13 protein-coding genes and 1 pseudogene are annotated in these 18330 nt (G+C 74.6%); 11 read left to right on the forward strand and 3 right to left on the reverse strand.

Translation table 11 applies throughout. The annotated features are described in order from the left end of the window. The first annotated feature begins 60 nt into the window (after nt 1–60). From E1264_RS05855 to E1264_RS43165, 9 genes and pseudogenes are all read left to right on the forward strand, one after another. A complete protein-coding gene (locus E1264_RS05855) occupies nt 61–4368 on the forward strand; it encodes an AAA domain-containing protein (protein WP_132170346.1) in 4308 nt (1435 codons plus the stop codon). Nucleotides 4369–4420: 52 nt separating this feature from the next. After that, nucleotides 4421–7552 carry a BTAD domain-containing putative transcriptional regulator gene (locus E1264_RS05860; RefSeq protein WP_207935739.1) on the forward strand — a complete coding sequence of 1044 codons (3132 nt, stop codon included), beginning with the start codon at nt 4421–4423 and terminating at the stop codon, nt 7550–7552. 67 nt (nt 7553–7619) lie between these two features. Then, on the forward strand, nt 7620–9167 hold the full coding sequence (locus E1264_RS05865; RefSeq protein ID WP_132170350.1) for an MFS transporter: 1548 nt from the start codon (nt 7620–7622) through the stop codon (nt 9165–9167). A 39-nt stretch (nt 9168–9206) separates the two neighbouring features. Further along, complete coding sequence (locus E1264_RS05870; RefSeq protein WP_132170352.1) at nt 9207–10121, forward strand: SPFH domain-containing protein; 915 nt, start codon at nt 9207–9209, stop codon at nt 10119–10121. Between the two features lie 11 nt (nt 10122–10132). Further along, the gene (locus E1264_RS05875) at nt 10133–10426 is read left to right on the forward strand and encodes a hypothetical protein (RefSeq protein WP_132170392.1); all 294 of its coding nucleotides are present in this window, start codon (nt 10133–10135) and stop codon (nt 10424–10426) included. Between the two features lie 2 nt (nt 10427–10428). Continuing rightward, on the forward strand, nt 10429–11055 hold the full coding sequence (locus E1264_RS05880) for a GPP34 family phosphoprotein (RefSeq protein ID WP_132170354.1): 627 nt from the start codon (nt 10429–10431) through the stop codon (nt 11053–11055). 140 nt (nt 11056–11195) lie between these two features. Further along, complete coding sequence (locus tag E1264_RS05885) at nt 11196–11909, forward strand: lysophospholipid acyltransferase family protein (protein ID WP_132170356.1); 714 nt, start codon at nt 11196–11198, stop codon at nt 11907–11909. 51 nt (nt 11910–11960) lie between these two features. Next, a pseudogene (locus E1264_RS43160) lies at nt 11961–12323 on the forward strand (ATP-binding protein); the annotation flags it as partial. An 81-nt stretch (nt 12324–12404) separates the two neighbouring features. Beyond that, entirely contained in the window at nt 12405–12812 is a 408-nt protein-coding gene (locus E1264_RS43165; protein ID WP_165964029.1) for an ankyrin repeat domain-containing protein, read from the forward strand. Nucleotides 12813–12842: 30 nt separating this feature from the next. Here the strand turns inward: E1264_RS43165 and E1264_RS05895 are convergent, their stop codons facing one another. After that, on the reverse strand, nt 12843–13922 hold the full coding sequence (locus E1264_RS05895) for a mechanosensitive ion channel family protein (RefSeq protein WP_243710774.1): 1080 nt from the start codon (nt 13920–13922) through the stop codon (nt 12843–12845). A gap of 187 nt (nt 13923–14109) precedes the next feature. Here E1264_RS05895 and E1264_RS05900 point away from each other — a divergent pair, with 187 nt between their 5' ends. Beyond that, nucleotides 14110–15738 carry a CocE/NonD family hydrolase gene (locus E1264_RS05900; RefSeq protein WP_132170396.1) on the forward strand — a complete coding sequence of 543 codons (1629 nt, stop codon included), beginning with the start codon at nt 14110–14112 and terminating at the stop codon, nt 15736–15738. On the opposite strand, the gene E1264_RS05905 is transcribed toward E1264_RS05900, so the two are convergent. Together E1264_RS05905 and E1264_RS05910 are read right to left on the reverse strand one after the other, a co-directional pair. Further along, complete coding sequence (locus E1264_RS05905; RefSeq protein ID WP_132170360.1) at nt 15735–16190, reverse strand: peroxiredoxin; 456 nt, start codon at nt 16188–16190, stop codon at nt 15735–15737. The two genes, E1264_RS05900 and E1264_RS05905, sit on opposite strands and share 4 nt — an antisense overlap. A gap of 10 nt (nt 16191–16200) precedes the next feature. Further along, nucleotides 16201–16809 (reverse strand): histone deacetylase, encoded by a 609-nt coding sequence (locus E1264_RS05910; protein WP_207935740.1) that lies wholly within the window; start codon nt 16807–16809, stop codon nt 16201–16203. A gap of 167 nt (nt 16810–16976) precedes the next feature. On the opposite strand from E1264_RS05910, the gene E1264_RS05915 reads away from it, so the two are divergent. Further along, the gene (locus tag E1264_RS05915) at nt 16977–18245 is read left to right on the forward strand and encodes a glycosyltransferase (RefSeq protein ID WP_132170364.1); all 1269 of its coding nucleotides are present in this window, start codon (nt 16977–16979) and stop codon (nt 18243–18245) included. Nucleotides 18246–18330: the final 85 nt, after the last annotated feature.

Genomic DNA, 18330 nt, shown 5'->3' on the forward strand with positions numbered 1-18330 from the left:
GTGCGCGTCCCATCTAGGTCTAGTTCGTGGGTATATGGGAGAAACGCGAGGATTGTGGGGGTGCCGGTGGCCGGGGACGCGATGACGCGGGAGCGGATCGGGCATCTCTACGACTACCTGGGCGCGCTCGCCCAGGAGGTTCACGCCAAACCCGTCCGGCATGTCGGGGAGCACGACATCGCCGTGTCGCCGGACGAGCTGCCCGCGCATCCCGCGGTGCGCGCCGGGGCGGCGGCCGGGGACGCGTGGCTGCGCGTCGGGAAGGTGCCGCGGCCGCTGCCGCCCGGGCTCCCCCTTGAGCTGCGCGAACGGTTCCGCGGCGTCGTGCGGGACGATCCGCGCGTCCCGCCGGAGGCCCCGGACGACCTCACCCCGGACGACGAGGCATTGGTCGCCGCGTTCGAGCGGTGGCGGGAGGGGGTGTGGGCGCCCTGGGCGGAGGCGGCGCGGGACGTCCTCGCGGCGCGGCACCTGTACGAGACGTTGTTCCGGCTCCGGCAGCGGATGCGGGCGGACGAGGCCACGCACGAGCTGGTCTGGGGCCACGGCGTCCTCGGCTGGAGGCAGGGCGGGCAGCGCGTGTGCCACCCGCTGCTGATCACGCGGGCGCGGATCGCGTTCGACGAGCGGTCCGGCGAGCTCTCGATCGTCCCGGACGGGCTGCCCGCGCTGGAGCTGGACTGCCTGCAGGGCCTTGGCGTCGCGGGGCTCGACCGGCTCACCGCGGTCGTGGAGCACGTGCGGGACGAGGCCGTCGACCCCTGGGCGCCGGACGCGACGCGCGCGCTGTACCGGCGGATCCTCGCACCGCTCGGCCTCGACGACCGGCTCGACGACGGCCACGCGCTGCCGGAGAGCGGAAGGGCGCCGGTCATCGCGGCGACGTGGCGGCTGTTCGTCCGCAGGCGCCGGGTGATGTTCCTGCGGTTCTTCGAGCAGCTCAAGGCCGCGGTCGCCGATGGGGAGCGGCTGCCCGCCCCGATGGTCGCGCTCGCCGCCGGGGAGGACGCGGCGCGCGAGGCCGTCGCGGTAGGGGACGGGGACTGGGCGCCGGTCGCCGAACGCCTGCTGCTGCCCCTCGCCGCGAACGACGAGCAGGAGCAGATCGCCCGCAAGCTCGCCCGGCACAGCGGCGTGACCGTGCAGGGCCCGCCCGGGACCGGCAAGAGCCACACCATCGCCAACCTCGTCTCGCATCTGGTCGCGCACGGCAAGCGGGTGCTGGTCACGGCGCACAAGGACCAGGCGCTCGCCGTCCTGCGGGAGAAGATCCCGCAGGAGCTGCGGGACCTGTCGCTGGCGGTGCTGGGGTCGTCGTCGGCGGAGATCACCGAGCTGCAGCGGTCCGTTCAGGCGATCACGGCGGCGGCCGACGGCGTCGACGAGGAGCGGGAGGAGCGGGCCGCGGCCGCGCTCCGGGACCGGCTCGACCGGGTGGAGGCGGACGTGGCGCTGCTGCGCAAGCGGCTCCGCGCGTCGCTGGAGCGCGAGCGGGAGAGCCTGGACGTCGGCGGGTTCCGGCGGACGGCGGCGGAGGTCGCCGAGTGGCTGGCCGAGCACGAGGGCGAGCTCGGCCGCGTCCCGGATCCGCTCACGACCGCGTCCGAGTGCCCCCTGGACACGCGCGAGATCACCGAGTTCCACACGCTCGCCGCCGGGATCGGGCGGCAGGACGCGGTCGACGCGACCCTGGACCTGCCGCCCGCCCGGCGGCTCCCCGCCGGTGCCGGGCTCACCGCCCGGTGGGACGAGCTGCGCAGGCTCGGCGAGGTCCTCGCCGGGCTCCAGGAGCACGGCGCCGACCTCGGCCGCGTCGACGGCGTCGCGCCGGAGGAGCTGGCCGCGCTCGCCGAGGAATGCGGGCACGCGGCGCGCACGCTCGGGACGCTGCAGGAGCCGTGGGTGGCGCGGCTGCGGGGGCAGGTCGCCCAGAATCCGGGGTGGCGCGAGCTGTGGGCCGGGCACGCGCGGCGGCTGTCGGAGGACGCCGCCGAATGCGGGCGGCTCCGCGCCACGATCGCCGGGTCGCTGATCGAGCTGACGGCCGCGCCCTACCGGGACACGCTCGCGCTGCTGGAGCAGGCGCGGGCGCGGTTCGCCCAGGGCAAGCGGGTGTCGCCGCTGGTGCAGCGCGGGCTCGCCCAGTTCCTGAAGACGACGCTGCTGGACGGCGAGCCGCCCCGCACCGCCGCGGACATCGACAAGATCGCCGCGTTCGCGGAGCTGCGCAGGCGGCGCGAGACGGCTGCGCGGCTGTGGCACGAGGAGCTGGTCGCGGCGCTCGGCGCGCCCGTCCCGCCGGGCGCGGGCGGGGGCGCGGTGGAGGTCTGGATCGACGCCGAGGCCCAGAAGATCCATGCCGCGCTGGCCTGGGAGACCGAGCGGTGGCCACGGCTGCGCTCGCGGCTGGCGCGGGTGCTCGCCGACGAGGCGGTTCCGGCGCGTCCCGTCCCGGACGATCTGCACCGGTTCGCGACCGTGCTCGGCGGGTTGCAGGCGCGGGTGCGGCAGCGGCGGCTGCACGCGGACTTCGACTCCCTGGCCGCCTTCCTCGCAGAGGGCCGGGGCCGGGACGGCGCAAGCCCCCTCTGGACCGACCTGCTGACCGCCCTCGAACGCCACGACGCCGGCGCCTGGGACGCCGCGCTCGCGACCGCCACCCGGCTGGCCGCGTTGCGGCCCCAGGTGGAACGGCTCAACGAGCTGCACGCGCGGCTGGCCGCCGTCGCGCCGCGGTGGGCGCGGCTCATCCTGGAGTCGGGCGGTGACACCGGCGCGTGCGGCGACCCCTCGCGGCTCGACGCGCTGTGGCGGTGGCGGCAGGCCGAGACCTGGCTCCGCGCGATCATCGACGCCGACGACCTCGGCCAGGTGCAGCGGCGGCTGGACGAGGCGCAGGAGGAGCAGCGCCGCCTCACGCTGGAGCTGACGCGGCGGTCCGCGTGGCTCGCGATGAAGCGGGGCCTCGGGCACACGCAGCGGCAGGCCCTCGTCGGCTGGCTGCAGACGCTCCGCAAGATCGGCAAGGGGACGGGCGTCAACGCGAACAAGTGGCGGGCCGAGGCGCAGCGGCTGATGCCGGAGGCGATGGGCGCCGTCCCGGTGTGGATCATGCCGTACTACCGGGTGGCCGAGTCGTTCGATCCCGCCGCCGCTCCCCCGTTCGACGTCGTCATCGTGGACGAGAGCAGCCAGTGCGACGTGTTCGCCCTCGGCCTGCTCGGCCTCGGGCACAAGGTCGTGGTCGTGGGCGACGACAAGCAGATCAGCCCGTCCGCCGTGGGCGTCCGCCGCGACCGCGTGGACGAGCTGATCCGCGCCCACCTGCCCGGCTTCCCCAACGCGCTGCTGCTGGACATGGAGTCGAGCCTCTACGACGCGTCCGCGCGGCTGTTCCCGGGCGTGGTGCGGCTGCGGGAGCACTTCCGCTGCCTGCCCCGCATCATCGAGTTCTCCTCGCAGCACTACTACGGCGGGGAGATCCAGCCGCTGCGGGAGGAGACCGCCGACCGGCCGCCGGGGCCCGCCGTCCGCGCCGTGCACGTCCCGGACGGCGTCCGCCGCGACCTGGCGATCGGGAACGTCAACGAGGCGGAGGCGGACGCGGTCGTCGACCAGGTCGTCCAGTGCTGCTCCGACCCCGCCTACGACGGCCGCACCATGGGCGTCATCTCGCTGCTCGGGACGAGCCGCCAGGCGCAGCTCATCGACGAGCGGCTGCTGGGCAAGCTCGGCCCGGAGGAGTACGAGCGGCGCCTGCTGCGCTGCGGCGACTCCTACGGCTTCCAGGGCGACGAGCGCGACGTGGTCTTCATCAGCGTGGTGTCGGACGGGGAGGGCGCGCCGTTCACGTCCCGGCGCTACGAGCAGCGGATCAACGTCGCCGCCAGCCGCGCCCGCGACCAGATGTGGGTGTTCCACAGCGTCCAGCCGCACCGGCTGCACCCCGAGGACCAGCGGGCCCGGCTCATCCGCTACGCGGCGGACGGGCAGCGCTCCCCCGACCTCGCCCGCGACCTGGAGGCCCGCTGCGACTCCGGGTTCGAGCGCCGCGTGCTGCGCATGCTGCTCGCTCGCGAGTACCTCGTCACGCCGCAGCATCCCGTGGGGAACCTGCGCATCGATCTGGTGGTGCGCGGCGGCGGGCACAAGCTCGCGATCGAGTGCGACGGCGACAAGTTCCACGGCCCCGGCCAGTGGGAGGACGACCTGCGCCGCCAGGCCGTCCTGGAGCGGCTCGGCTGGCGGTTCTGGCGCGTCCGCGGCAGCGTCTTCTACCGCGACCCGGACGCCGCGATGTCCTCGCTCTGGCCCCTGCTCGGCACGCTCGGCATCACGCCTGACGACCCCGCCCGTATCGACTCCTGAACCGGCCTACGCCGCCGCCTCCGAAAGCATCGTGATGCGGGAGAATCGGGGCATGCGGTTCGGCGTCCTGGGTCCGGTGGAGGCCCGTATCGACGGGGCGCCCGTGCCGGTGGGCGGTCCCTCGGTGCGGGCCGTGCTGGCGATGCTGCTGCTGGAGGCGGGACGGGTCGTCCCGTCCGGGCGGCTCATCGACGGGCTGTACGGGGACGAGCCGCCGGGCGGGGCCGCCAACGCGCTGCAGTCGCAGGTGTCGCGGCTGCGGCGCGGGCTCGGGGACGCGGCCCTGGTCGAGAACCTCCCGGCCGGGTACCGGATCGCGGTCGAGGCCGATGACGTCGACGTCCACCGGTTCGAGCGGCTGGCACGCGACGGGCGGCGGGCGCTGGCGGACGGGCGGCACCGCGCGGCGGCCGCGGCCTTCGCGGAGGCGCTCGCGCTCTGGCGCGGGCCCGCGCTCGCCGGCGTGAGCGCGCCGTTCGCGGAGGCGCGGGCGGCGCGGCTGGAGGAGGAGCGGGCGGCGGTCGTCGAGGATCTCGCGGCGGCCCGGCTCGCGACCGGGGAGGCCGCGACGGTGGTCGCGGAGCTGCGCGGCCTGGTGGACGCGCAGCCGCTGCGGGAGCGGGCGCGGGCGCTGCTGATGCGGGCGCTGCACGGCTGCGGTCGGCAGGCCGAGGCCCTCGCCGTGTTCGAGGACGGGCGGCGGGCGCTGGCCGAGGAGCTGGGGGCCGACCCGTCGCGGGAGCTCGCGGACGTGCACCTGGCCATCCTGCGCGGCGAGATCGGCGGCGCCGACGACCGCCCGCCCGAGGCCGCCCGGGCGAACCTGCCCGCGCAGCTCACCAGCTTCGTCGGGCGCGACGAGGAGCTGCGCCGGGTCGGGAAGATGCTCGCGGACGGGCGGCTCGTGACGCTGCTCGGCCCCGGCGGCGCGGGCAAGACGCGGCTGGCGGTCGAGGCCGCGGGCCGGGAGGGCGGCGACGTCTGCTTCGTGGACCTCGCGCCGGTCGGCCGCGACGAGGTCGCGAAGGCGCTGCTCGCGGCGCTCGGGCTCCGGGAAGGCGGGATGCGGCCGGTGCCCGGCGGGCCGCCGGACGCGCTGGAGCGGCTGGTCACGGCCCTGGACGGGCGGCGGATGCTGCTCGTGCTCGACAACTGCGAGCACGTCGTCGTCCCGGTGGCGAACCTCGCGCACCGGCTGCTGACCGCCTGCCCCGGCCTGCGCATCCTCGCGACCAGCCGGGAGGCGCTGGGCATCACGGGCGAGGCGCTGCGTCCGCTGCCGCCGCTGGAACTGCCGCCCGAGGGGGCGGAGGCCGGTGACGTGGCGGCGTATCCGGCGGTGCGGCTGTTCCTCGACCGGGCCGGGGCGGTACGGCCGGATTTCGCGGTGGACGACGGCAACGTCGCGTCCGTCGTGGGGATCTGCCGGGCGCTCGACGGGCTGCCGCTCGCGATCGAGCTGGCGGCGGCGCGGCTGCGGTCCCTGCCGGTCGGCGAGGTCGCGACGCGGCTGGGCGACCGGTTCCGGCTGCTGTCGCGCGGCGACCGGAGCGCCCCGCCGCGGCACCGGACGCTGCGCGCCGTCGTGGAGTGGAGCTGGGACCTGCTGAACGAGGCGGAGCAGACCCTCGCCCGGCGGCTCACGGTGTTCGCGGGCGGGTTCACGCTGGCGGCGGCCGTGGGCGTCTGCGACCTGGACGGCGATCTGGCCGATGCCGACGAGCTGGTCGCGGAGCTGGCCGACAAGTCGCTGGTGCAGAGCGACGGCGCCCGGTACCGGATGCTCGACACCGTCCGCGCGTTCTGCGCGGAGCGGCTCGCCGAGGCGGGCGAGACGGAGCGGTTCGAGCGGGCGCACGCGGAGTACTTCCTCGCGCTCGCGCAGCGCGCCGACCCCCACCTGCGGGGCGTCGAGCAGCTGGAATGGCTCGCGCTCCTCGCCGCCGACCACGGGAACCTGCACGCGGCGCTGCGCCGGTCCGTCCGGGCCGACACGGCGCTGGCGCTGCGGCTGATCGGGGCCCTGTCGTGGTACTGGCTGCTGCGCGGCCGCGTCGAGGGCGCGCCGCTGGCGTGCGAGGTCCTGGACGTGCTCGGCGACGACCCGCCGGAAGGGCTCAACGAGGAGTACGCCCTGTGCGTGACCAACGCGGTCTCGGGCGGCGGCTCCCTCGACCGGGCGGCGGCGTGGCTCGACCGCGCCGCGGAACTGCTGCGCGGCATCACGGGACCGCTCCGCAATCCGGTCACCGTCGTGATGTGGGCGCTGATCGCCGGTCCCGCCCGGACCGAGTACGCCATCTTCGCCGAGCAGATCGGCGACGACCCGTGGACGCGGGCGCTGGTGCGGATGAGCGAGGGGTTCCTCGCCCACATCGGCGGCGACCTCGCCGAGGTGGAGCGGACCTGCGCGGAGGCCGCCGACGGGTTCCGGGCCTGCGGCGACCGGTGGGGCATCGCCAACTCGCTGGACCCGCTCGCCCAGGCCGCCGACCGGCGCGGCGACCGCGACCGGGCGCTCGCGCTCCTGGACGAGGCGCTGGAGCTGATGCGGGAGCTCGGCGCGCTGGAGGACACCGCCGACCTGCTCTACCAGCGCGCCCTCGTCCACATCCACGGCGGCGACCTGGACGCGGCGCGGACCGGGTACGAGCACGGCATCGAGCTGGCCCGGCGGGCCGGGACCCCCGACAAGATCGCAGCCGGGTACCAGGGGCTCGGCGAGGTCGCGCGGCTGCGCGGGGACCTCGCCGGGGCGCGGCGGCTGTTCGAGACGGCGCTGACCGGCTACTCCTCCGAGCGGTTCATCGCCGCCGGGGTGCGCGGCTCGGCGCTGGTCGGGCTGGCGTGGACGGCCGTCGTCGAGGGCGACCACGCGCGGGCGGAGGAGCTGTTCCACGAGGCCCTGGACCTGGCGTTCGACCATCCGATCTTCACCTACCACGCGCTCGCCGCGGCGGGGCTCGCGGGCGTCGCCCTCGCCGACGGCGACGGGCAGCGGGCGGCGGCGCTGCTCGGCGCGGCGGCGGCGCTGCGGGGCGTCCAGGCGGCGTCCGATCCCGACACCGAGCGGGTCACGGCCGCGGCCCGGAGCGTGCTCGGCGACGCGGCGTACGAGGCGGCGTTCGCCGGGGGCGCCGGGCTGTCGCGCGAGGAGGCGTTCGCCCTGCTGCACGCCCGCTAACGGCGGCTGACGGCGCGGTCAGCGGACGGTGCGGGGACGGTCAGCGCCCTCCGCGACCGTTGCGGGCATGAACACCTCGGCCCGCAAATGGGGCACGTTCACGATCTGCCTCCTGGTCGCGCTCGTGCCGAACATCGACCTCACCGCGCTCAACCAGGCCGTCCCGCACCTGAGCGCCGACCTGGACCCCTCGTCCACCCAGATCCTGTGGATCGCGGACGCCTACGGGTTCGCGCTCGCCGGCCTGCTGATCACCATGGGCGGCATCGGCGACCGCATCGGGCACAAGAAGCTGCTGCTGATCGGCATCACGCTGTTCGCCGCCGCGTCCGCCGTGACCGCCTACGCGCCGACCGCTGAGCTGCTGATCGCGGCCCGCGCCATGCTGGGCGTCGCGGGCGCGACGCTGATGCCGTCGTGCCTGTCGCTGATCCGCCGCGCCTTCACCGAGCCGAAGGAGCGGACGGTGGCGGTCGGCGCGTTCATGGGCGTCGCCGGGCTCGCGGTGGGGCTCGGGCCCGTCGTCAGCGGCGCGCTGCTCGACCACTTCTGGTGGGGCTCGGTCTTCCTGATCAACGTGCCGATCATGGCGGTGGCGCTGGTCGCGGGCGCGCTCGTGCTGCCCGAGTCGCGCACCCCGGTGCCCGGGCGGCTCGACCTGCCCAGCGTCCCGCTGTCGGTCGGCGGCGTCCTCGGCGCCGTGTACGCGGTCAAGGAGGCGGCGGCGCACGGCCTGGACCAGCCGCGGATCTACGTGTCGGCGGCGCTGGGCGTGCTGGCGCTGGCGGCGTTCCTCTTCCGGCAGACGCGGCTGGACGAGCCGCTGATCGACGTCCGGCTGTTCCGCAACGCCGCGTTCACCGGCTCGGTCGTCACCACCATGTTCGCGATGTTCGCCCTGGTCGCGCAGGCGCTGATCTTCTCGCTGTTCTTCCAGCTCGCGCTCGGCTGGTCGCCGCTCACGGCGGGCCTCGCCGGGCTGCCCGGCGCGGCCGGGGCGATGCTCGGCGGCGCGCTGCTCGCCCCGCCGCTGATCGGCGCGCTCGGGCGGGCCCGCGTGGTCGCCGCCGGGATGCTGCTGTCGGCCTGCGGTTTCACGGCGTACCTGACGTTCGGGCTGGACACCCCGTACTGGGCGATGGTCCCCGGCATGCTGCTGTCCGGTATCGGGATGGGCGTGGCCATGACGGTCACCGGCGACACCGTGCTGGCGTCCGTGCCGAAGCAGCGGTCGGGGGCGGCGTCGGCGATCGCGGAGACCGCGACCGAGCTGGGCGGGGCGCTCGGCATGGCGATCCTCGGCAGCGTCCTGACCGCGGTGTACCGCAACGTGCTGGACCTCCCCGCGGGCGTCCCCGCGCCCGCCGCGGCCGCGGCGGGCGACTCCCTCGGCGCCGCCCTGCAGGCCGCCGCGCAGCTCCCCGGCGCGCTCGCCGCCCAGGTCGCCGCCGCCGCGCGGGACGCGTTCGTGGACGGCATGCACGCCGCGCTCGTGTGCAGCGCCGGGTGCGCCGCCCTGGTCGCGGTCTTCGCGCTCGTCACGCTCCGCAACGTCCCGAAGGTCATCCCGGACGCCGCCGACGACCCCGATCTGGAAAAAGTGATATCACTTTGATAGATTGGTGCCAACCGATGGACGTGAAGGGGGACGGGGATGGCAGACGTGACGACCAAGGTCGAGATGCCGCGCCCGAAGATCGAGGAGCGGGCGGCGGCCGACCGCGGCGGATGGGCGATGCTCGGGCTCGCGCTGGCGCTGATCCTGCTGGCCGCCGTGGCGGTGCTGCTGGGCGTGGCGGGCGGCGAGGGGGCCTCGATCGCGGCGGGCGTCGTCGCGGGGTCGCTGCTCGGGCTGGCCGGGCTGGTCGTCGCGGCCGGGCTGACCCCGGTGGCGCCGAACGAGGCGCGGGTGCTGCAGCTGCTCGGCCGGTACTACGGGACGGTCCGCACCGACGGGCTCCGCTGGGTCAACCCGCTGACCGAGCGGAGCCGGGTCTCGACCCGGATCCGCAACCACGAGACCGGCCTCGCCAAGGTCAACGACCTGGACGGCAACCCGATCGAGATTTCGGCCGTGGTCGTGTGGCAGGTCGCCGACACCGCCCGCGCCGTGTTCGAGGTCGACGACTTCGTCGAGTTCGTGGCGTTCCAGACCGAGGCGGCCGTCCGGCACATCGCGGGCAGCTTCCCCTACGACGCCCACGACCGGATCTCGCTGCGCGACAACGCCGACGAGATCACCGCGCAGCTGTCGGAGGAGCTGTCCCAGCGCGTCGCTTCCGCGGGCGTCGACATCATCGAGTCGCGGATCACCCGGCTGGCCTACGCGCCGGAGATCGCGCAGGCGATGCTGCGCCGGCAGCAGGCGGGCGCGGTCGTCGCGGCGCGGCAGCGGATCGTCGAGGGCGCGGTCGGCATGGTGCAGCTCGCCCTGGACCGGCTGGACGAGGAGAACGTGGTCGAGCTGGACGAGGAGCGCAAGGCGACGATGGTCAGCAACCTGCTGGTCGTGCTGTGCGCCGACCGCGATGCGCAGCCGGTGGTCAACACCGGCAGCCTCTACCAGTGACCGCCCTGCCCGTGGCTGAGCGGAAGAAGATCCTCCTGCGGCTCGACCCGGCGGTGCACGACGCCCTCGCCCGGTGGGCCGGGGACGAGCTGCGCAGCACCAACGCGCAGATCGAGTTCCTGCTCCGGCGGGCGCTCGCCGACGCGGGCCGGATGCCCGGGTCGGCGGGCCGGATGCGCGGGCGGGGCCGTCCCCGCAAGGCGGAGACCGAACCCGGAGAAGAGCACGGAGAGCACGGAGAGCAAGAAGAGCAAGAAGAGCACGACCCGCCGGGCCCCGCGCGCGGCGGCGGGAGCGAGGACTAGCCATGGTCGATGTTCCGGAATCGCTGCCGGCGCGGATGTTCCTGCTGGCCTACGACACCACCAAGCACAAGATGACCAAGAACGGCGCGCGGCTCGGCTACGTGCTGCGCGGCGCCGCGCTCACCGAGCTGTACCTCGACGGCAGGCTCGGCGAGGAGCGGCGCAGGCCCGTCCCGGGGACGCCGGGCGACGACCCGTACGGGGTGCTGGCGCAGATCGCGGCGTCGCGGCCGCGGTCGTGGCGGCACTGGGTGCGCAAGGACAGCAAGGCGATCGTGGACGCGGTGCGGGACGAGCTCGTCCGCGGCGGCTGGATCCGGGTGCGGACGCGCAAGGCCCTCGGCCTGTTCCCCTACCGGAAGATCACGGTCAGGGACCCGCGGGTGGTGAAGGAGCTGTGGGGCGGGGCGTCGTCCGCGCTGCGCGGGCGTCCGGTCGCCCACGTGAACAGCTACGACGCGGCGGCGGTCGCGCTGGCGGCGGCGGGCGAGCTGAAGACCGTCCTGCCCGGCCGGGACCGGCGGCGGCACAGGCGGCGGATCAAGGAGCTGACCGCCCGGTCGGGGCCCGCCGCGCCCGCGGTCCGCCGGGTGATCCGCGAGCAGAACGCCGCCGAGGCCGCGGGCTGAGCACCGCCGCGAACGCGGGCGGAGCACCCCCCACGCCGAGCCGGTGGCCGCAAGTGCGGGGTCCTACAAGGACGGGCGGGCCGAACTTGTACCGGGCGCGAGCGGCGGCCGGGATCGCGCGGGCCATAGCCTCGTCGTACATGGAGCCCGATCGCGTGATCTATCCCCTGCTGAAGCACGTCCTGATGGGCCCCGTGATGCGCGTCGCCTTCCTGCCGCGGGTGAGCGGCCTCGCGCACGTCCCCCGGATCGGGCCGGTGATCCTGGCGGCGAACCACCTGGCGGTCCTGGACTCGTTCGTCCTGCCGCTGATGGTCCCGCGGCGCGTCCACTTCCTCGGCAAGCACGAGTACTTCACCGGGACCGGCGTGAAGGGCCGCGCCGTCGCGTCGCTGTTCCGCGGGCTCGGCGCGATCGCGATCGACCGGGCGGGCGGTCGGTCGGCGGTCGCCGCGCTGGACACCTCGGCGGCGGTGCTGGAGCGCGGCGGCGTGTTCGCGATCCACCCGGAGGGCACCCGCTCGCCGGACGGCCGGCTGTACCGGGGCCGCACGGGCGTCGCGCGGCTGGCGATGCGGACCGGCGCGCCCGTCGTGCCGGTGGCGATCGAGGGCACCGACCGGCTGCAGCCGGTGGGGCGGGCCGTCCCGAAACCGGGGCGGATCGGGCTGCGCATCGGCGCGCCGATGGACTTCGCCGGGCGCGACGACGGCGTCCCGCGCGGGAAGGCCGCGCGGCAGGTCACCGACGAGATCATGGAGGCGATCCAGCGGCTGTCCGGCCAGGAGTACGTGGACGCCTACGCGCCGAGAGCGCCCCGCCCGCCCCGCCGCGGGGGCCCGTCCGATGTTTGAGGGGGCCCGGAAGGGCACGAACCACAGGGACGGAAAACGGACGGAGAGGACGTGGAGATCAGCCTCGACCTCCTGCTCCCCCGGGACGCCGCGAGCGTCCCGGCGACACGGAGGCTGCTGGACGCGGCGCTGACGGCCCTCGGGGTGGATGCCGACATCCGCGGCGACATCGAGGTGATGCTCACCGAGGCGTGCACGAACGTGATCCAGCACGCCGAGGACGGCGCAGGTTACACCGTGCGGGCCACGATTCAGGACCGCCGCTGCTTGATCAAGGTGATCGACGCGGGCCGGGGATTCGATCCCGGGGACGTCCCCGACCCCGCCCCGGGCGCGGAGCGGGGCCGCGGGCTGCTGATCATGAAGGCGCTCGCCGACGACGTCCGCTTCCGCACGCTGCCCCAGAACGGCGCGCTCGTCGCGCTGGAGAAGCACCTGCGGTACCGGGAGGACAGCTTCGGCGGCCTGCTCACCGCGGACAGTAAGGTTCCGACCATGAGCGAGACCGACCCGGAGATGGAGGAGCTCGCGACCCGGCTGTTCGAGATGGCGCGCGCCGGCCGGACCGCCGAGCTCGCCGGCTACGTCGACGCCGGGGTCCCGCCGAACCTGTCCAACGACAAGGGCGACACGCTGCTGATGCTCGCCGCCTACCACGGGCACGCCGGGACCGTACGGGCGCTCGCGGCGCGCGGCGCCGACCCGGAACGTGCCAACGACCGGGGCCAGCGGCCGCTCGCCGGCGCGGTGTTCAAGAAGGAGCCGGACGTGGTGCGGGCCCTGCTCGACGCGGGCGCCGACCCGCGGGCCGGGTCGCCGTCCGCCGTCGACACGGCGCGGATGTTCGGCGCCGCCGAGTTCCTCGCCTGGTTCGACGAGACGCCTCCCCCGCCCGGCGACTGACCGGCCGGGCGACCGGGGCCGAGGCGCCCCTCAGAGGTGCAGGCCGTCCTTCTGCGGCAGCTCGCTCGGGCCCGTCGCGCCCGTCTGGTCGCTGAGGACGACGCGGTGGTGCCAGTACGGCGGCGCGACGCCCTCCTCGCGGAGCGTCCGGTGCAGCCGCTTGAGGAACTCGTGCTTGATGAGGAACTGGTCGCCGAACTCCGTCGAGCGCAGGATGACGTGGAAGCCGACGGTCGCGTCGTTGAAGTCGTCGAACCGGACCAGGACGCTCGAATCCTCGACGCCGCCCTGGACGTCCTGCATCACGTCCTCGCCGACCTCGGTGATCAGCTCCTCCACCCGGTCCAGGTCGACCTCGTAGGCCACCTTCGCGTAGACCATGATCGACATGTCCTGCGCGGGACGGTGGTAGTTGGTGAGGATCGTGTCGGAGAAGCGCTGGTTCGGGATGACCTCGATGTTGTCCGACAGCGTCCGGATGGAGGTGTTGCGCCAGTTGATGTCGACGACGTACCCCTCCTGGCCGGTGGCCAGCTTGATGTAGTCGCCGGGCTCGATCGTCTTGGACGCCAGCACGTGCACGCCCGCGAACAGGTTCGCCAGGGTGTCCTGCAGCGCGAGCGCGACCGCGAGGCCGCCGACGCCCAGGGCGCCGAGCAGCGGCGAGATCGACACGCCGAGGCTCTGCAGCATCACCAGGACGCCGACGCCGATCACCACCACCCGGGCGATGTTGGCGAAGATCGTCACATTGGCGGCGGCGCCGCCCTGCCCGGTCAGCGCGAACGAGCTGACCGAGTTCGCGATCAGCCGGGCCAGCGCCAGCGACACCATGAAGATCGTCACGGCGACGAGCACCTTGGCGGTCACGTCCAGCGTGCCGCGCGGCAGGTGCAGCGCCTTCGCCGCGAACCACAGGCCGAGGATCACCGAGACGGGGACGGCGAGGTCCCTGACCAGCCGGGCGGCGAGGTCGTCCCAGGCCCAGCGGGTGTCGCCCGCCCGCTTGAACAGCCGTCCGGTCAGCAACCGCAGGATGACCGCGATCGCCAGGGCGCCCGCCAGCACGATCGCGGCGACGATGATCCGCTCCCAGCTCAGGTCGTCCATGACGCGTGCATCTCTCCCTCCGCCCGGCGCCCCGGCCACCCCATGGGCTGCCCGTGACGTCCGATTTGCCATGCTTGTGCGTCCCCGATGGTAGTGAAGACCCGCAGCGTGCGAGGCACATCACGGGCTCCCGGGACGGGGAACGCTCCATGGGGCCATTACGATCGATCAAGTGGTAGGCGTGGGAATGATGCGCCGGCTCGGGGTCACGGCGCTGGGACTGCGGAACGGCCCCCACCGCGTCACGGTCGAGCGCGACCTGGAGGTCCCGGCCGCCGACGGCGTCACGCTGCTGGCCGACCACTACGCGCCCGCCGACGTGGAACGGGCGCCGACGGTGCTCGTCCGGTCCCCGTACGGGCGGCGCGGGCCGTTCGGGCTCATGTGCGGGCAGGGGTTCGCCTCGCACGGGTTCCAGGTCGTGGTGCAGAGCGTCCGCGGCGGGTTCGGGTCAGGCGGCGTGTTCGAGGCGCTGGACGAGCGCGAGGACGGCCTCGCCACCGTCGAGTGGCTGACCTCGCAGCCCTGGTTCGGCGGGACGTTCGCCATGCACGGCCCGAGCTACCTCGGCTACGTCCAGTGGGCCGTCGCCGCCGACGCCGGGCCGGAGCTGAAGGCGCTGTCGATGCAGGTCACGGCGTCGACGTTCCGGGACGCCGTGAACGTCGGCGGGACGTTCGCGCTGGAGTCGGCGCTCATCTGGGTGGACATGACCGCGCGGATGAAGAGCTCCCTGTCCGGCATCTCCGCCACCGTGCTGTCGCCGCGCCGCGCCCGCCGCGCCACGCTGTCCGGACGCCCCCTCGCCGAGCTCGACCGGCTCGCCACCGGCGAGCAGCAGCGCTTCTTCCAGGACCTCCTCATCAACGGCCCCGACACCCCGTTCTGGGACAAGCGCGACTTCTCCCCGACCGTGTCGCAGGTCACGGCCCCGGTGAACCTGACGGGCGGCTGGTACGACATCTTCCTGCCCTGGCAGATCAAGGACTACGCGGCGCTGCGCGCCGCCGGGCGCCGCCCCTACCTGACGATCGGCCCGTGGTTCCATTCCGACCAGCGGATGATGCGCGGCTCGATCGGCGAGTCGATCGCCTGGTTCCGCGCGCACCTGCTGGACGACCCGTCGCAGCTGCGGGAGCAGCCCGTCCGGCTCTACATCACGGGCGCGGACGAGTGGCGCGAGTTCCCCGACTGGCCCGTCCCCGGCATGCGAGAGGAGCGCTGGCACCTGCAGCCCGGCGGCGCCCTCTCCCCCGGCGAGCCGCCCGAGTCGGAGCCGGACACCTACCGCTACGACCCGGACCACCCGACCCCGTTCCTCGGCGGCCCGACCATGCTCGGCGAGACCCACCCGTCGACCGACCAGAAGCGGCTGGAACGGCGCCGGGACGTCCTGACCTACACCTCCGAGGTCCTCGACGACGATCTGGAGATCATCGGGCCGGTCACCGCCGACCTGCACATCCGGTCGAACCGGGAGCACACCGACTTCGTCGTCCGGCTGTGCGACGTCACCCCGGACGGCGCGTCGCTGAACCTGTGCGAGGGGATGCGGCGGCTCGTCCCCGGCACCCCGGAGCCCGGCGAGGACGGCGTCCGGCACGTCGCCATCGAGCTGTGGCCCGCCGGTCACCGGTTCCGCGCCGGGCACCGGATCCGCGTGCAGGTCGCGTCCGGTGCCTACCCGCGCGTCGCCCGCAACCCCGGCACGGGCGCCCCCATCGGCACCGCCACCGAGATGCTCACCGCCGACCAGGAGATCTTCCACTCCCCCGCGCACCCGTCCACCATCAACCTCCCGGTCGTCGGGAGCTAGGACGCCCGCTTCCGCAGGACCTCCAGGGCCTTGTCGGCGTGGGCGTTCATGCGGATCTCGCTCTTGATCACGGCGAGGACGCGGCGGTCGGTGCCGATGACGAAGGTCTGGCGCCTGGTCGGCATCAGCGCGATGCCGCGCTTGACGCCGAAGCGGGCGCGGACGTCGCCGGACGGGTCGGACAGCAGCGGGTAGCCGAAGGAGTGCTTGTCGGCGAACTCCTTCTGCTTGGCGACCGGGTCGGCGCTGATGCCGACCGGGTGGGCGCCGACGGCGGCGAGCTCGGCGACCAGGTCGCGGAAATGGCACGCCTCGGCGGTGCAGCCCGGGGTCATCGCGGCCGGGTAGAAGAACAGGACGACCGGGCCCTGCTCCAGCAGCCCGGTCAGCGTGCGCGGTTCGCCCGTCTCGTCGGGCAGCTGGAAGTCGTCGACGAAGTCACCGGCGTTCATAGGCCCGAACCTAGCCGAGAAGGGCGGAGATGTCGGTGGACGTCCAGGTTCCGCGGGCGCCGGGGCGGGCGGCCAGGTAGGCGCCCGCGCGTCCGGCGGACCAGCCGTGCGCCTCGCGCAGGCCATGGCCCAGCATCGTGAGGTAGGCGGCGGTCGGCGCGTTCGGCGGGTGCGGGCCGGAGGAGGTGAACGTGAGCATGGGGTGCCCGTCGCGCTCCCCGACCTTCAGGACGGTCTCGTACCGCCCCGGGCCGAGGCGCTGGCGGCCCCGGGCGACGGCCTCGGACAGGTCGTGGTCGGCGCCGACGTCCCGGCGCATCTCCTGGGACAGGACGTCGCAGAACTGGCGCCGGGTGAGCAGGTACGCGCGGGCGGCGGCGCGGCCGGGCAGGCCGGGGTCGTAGAACGCCATCCCGCCGCCCCAGACCAGGGACGTGTACCCGAAGTAGATCCCGCCCGGCACCGTCACGGGCGCGTCGGCGCGGGCGGGGCGCGGGTCGCGGCAGCCGGTGTAGTGCCGGTTCCCGCCCGCCGGACGGCCGCCGGACAGGTAGCAGCGGAACCTCTCCCGGAAGAGGTTCGATCCGTACGCCACGTACCAGAGCGGCTCGTCATCCATCTGATCCATTATCTCCCCTGGTGGGCGGCGGTGCGGTGGGCCGGACGCGGCGGGAGATCCGATTCGCGAGGTTTGACGGGAGCTGCGGCCGGATAGGAGACTAGCCAAGCAGGTGTCTACGACGCAGATACCTCCGTGCTTCCCCTGTGATGTCCCGGAGGATCCGTATGCACCGCGCGCTGAACATCGCTCTCGTGTCCGCCTCCGACCTTGACGGCGAACACCTCGAGTCCGTCCATGTCCGGGATCTCGCCCGTTCGCTGACCCGTCCGCTGTCCGCCGACGGGAAACCGAACCAGGTCACCGTGTACGCCCGCCGGCAGGACACCTCCGCCCGCGCCCGGGTCCGGCTCGCGCCGGGCGCCGCGCTCGTCCATCTGGACGCCGGGCCGGCCCGCCCGCTCTCCGACGACGAGCTGCTGAAGCACGTCCGCGACTTCGCCGACGGGCTGCGCCGCCGCTGGTCCGGGGCCGGGCGCCCCGACATCGTGCACGCGCACGGCTGGATCGGTGGGCTCGCCGCCTGCGCCGTCGCCCGCGAGCTCGGCATCCCCTTCGCGCAGAGCTACCACGGCGTGGCCGCAACCGAGCGCCGCGCGGGGATCCGGGTGCACCCGCACCGCGACCGGCTGGAGAAGGCCATCGCGCGGGACGCCGACGTCGTGCTCGCCGGGCATGCCGAGGAGGCGGGCGCGCTCGTCCGGATGGGCGTGCCGCGACCGAGCGTCGCCGTCGTCCCCTACGGCGTCGACGGCGACCAGTTCGCGCAGGTCGGGCCCGCGATGCCGCGCGGCGACCGGCGCCGGCTGGTGATGATCTGCGGCGATCTGGAGGCCGGGGACGTCGCGACCGCGCTGCGCGCGCTGGTGCACGTCCCGAACGCCGAGCTGGCCGTCGCGGGCGGCCCGGTCCGCGAGGAGCTGGAGAACGACCCCGTCGTGCACCGGCTGGTGCTGCTCGCGAAGGAGCTGCACGTCAACGACCGGGTGATCTTCCTCGGGCGGCTGCCCCGCAAGGCGCTGCCGAAGCTGCTGCGGACGGCGAGCCTCGCGCTCTGCCTGACCCCGCACCAGCCGTGCCCGTCGGTGCCGCTGGAGGCGATGGCCTGCGGCGTCCCCGTCGTCGCGACCCCCGCGGGCGGGAACGCCGATGAGGTCCTCGACCACATCACCGGCGTGCACGTCCCGGCGGGGCGGCCCGTGGTGATCGGGCGCACCATCCGGCACCTGCTCACCGAGGAGACCACCCTCCACGGCTACTCGATCGCCGCCGCCGACCGCGCCCGCTCCCGGTACTCGCTGGAGCGGATCGCCGCCGAGACGCTCCGCGCGTACCAGCGCGTCCTGCCCGCCGAGCCGGAGCCCGAGGCGGACGCGGAGGCGGCCGAGGACGAGGCGGAGCACGACACCGACCGGACCCCCGCCCTGGCCGGCTGACGCACCGTCCGCCCGGCACACGCTGCGGGCCCCGGATCCCTCCCCGGATCCGGGGCCCGTTCACGTGCGGGTCCCCTGACCCGCC

Origin of the sequence: Actinomadura sp. KC216, from assembly GCF_004348535.1 — a bacterium.
Lineage (GTDB): Bacteria > Actinomycetota > Actinomycetes > Streptosporangiales > Streptosporangiaceae > Spirillospora.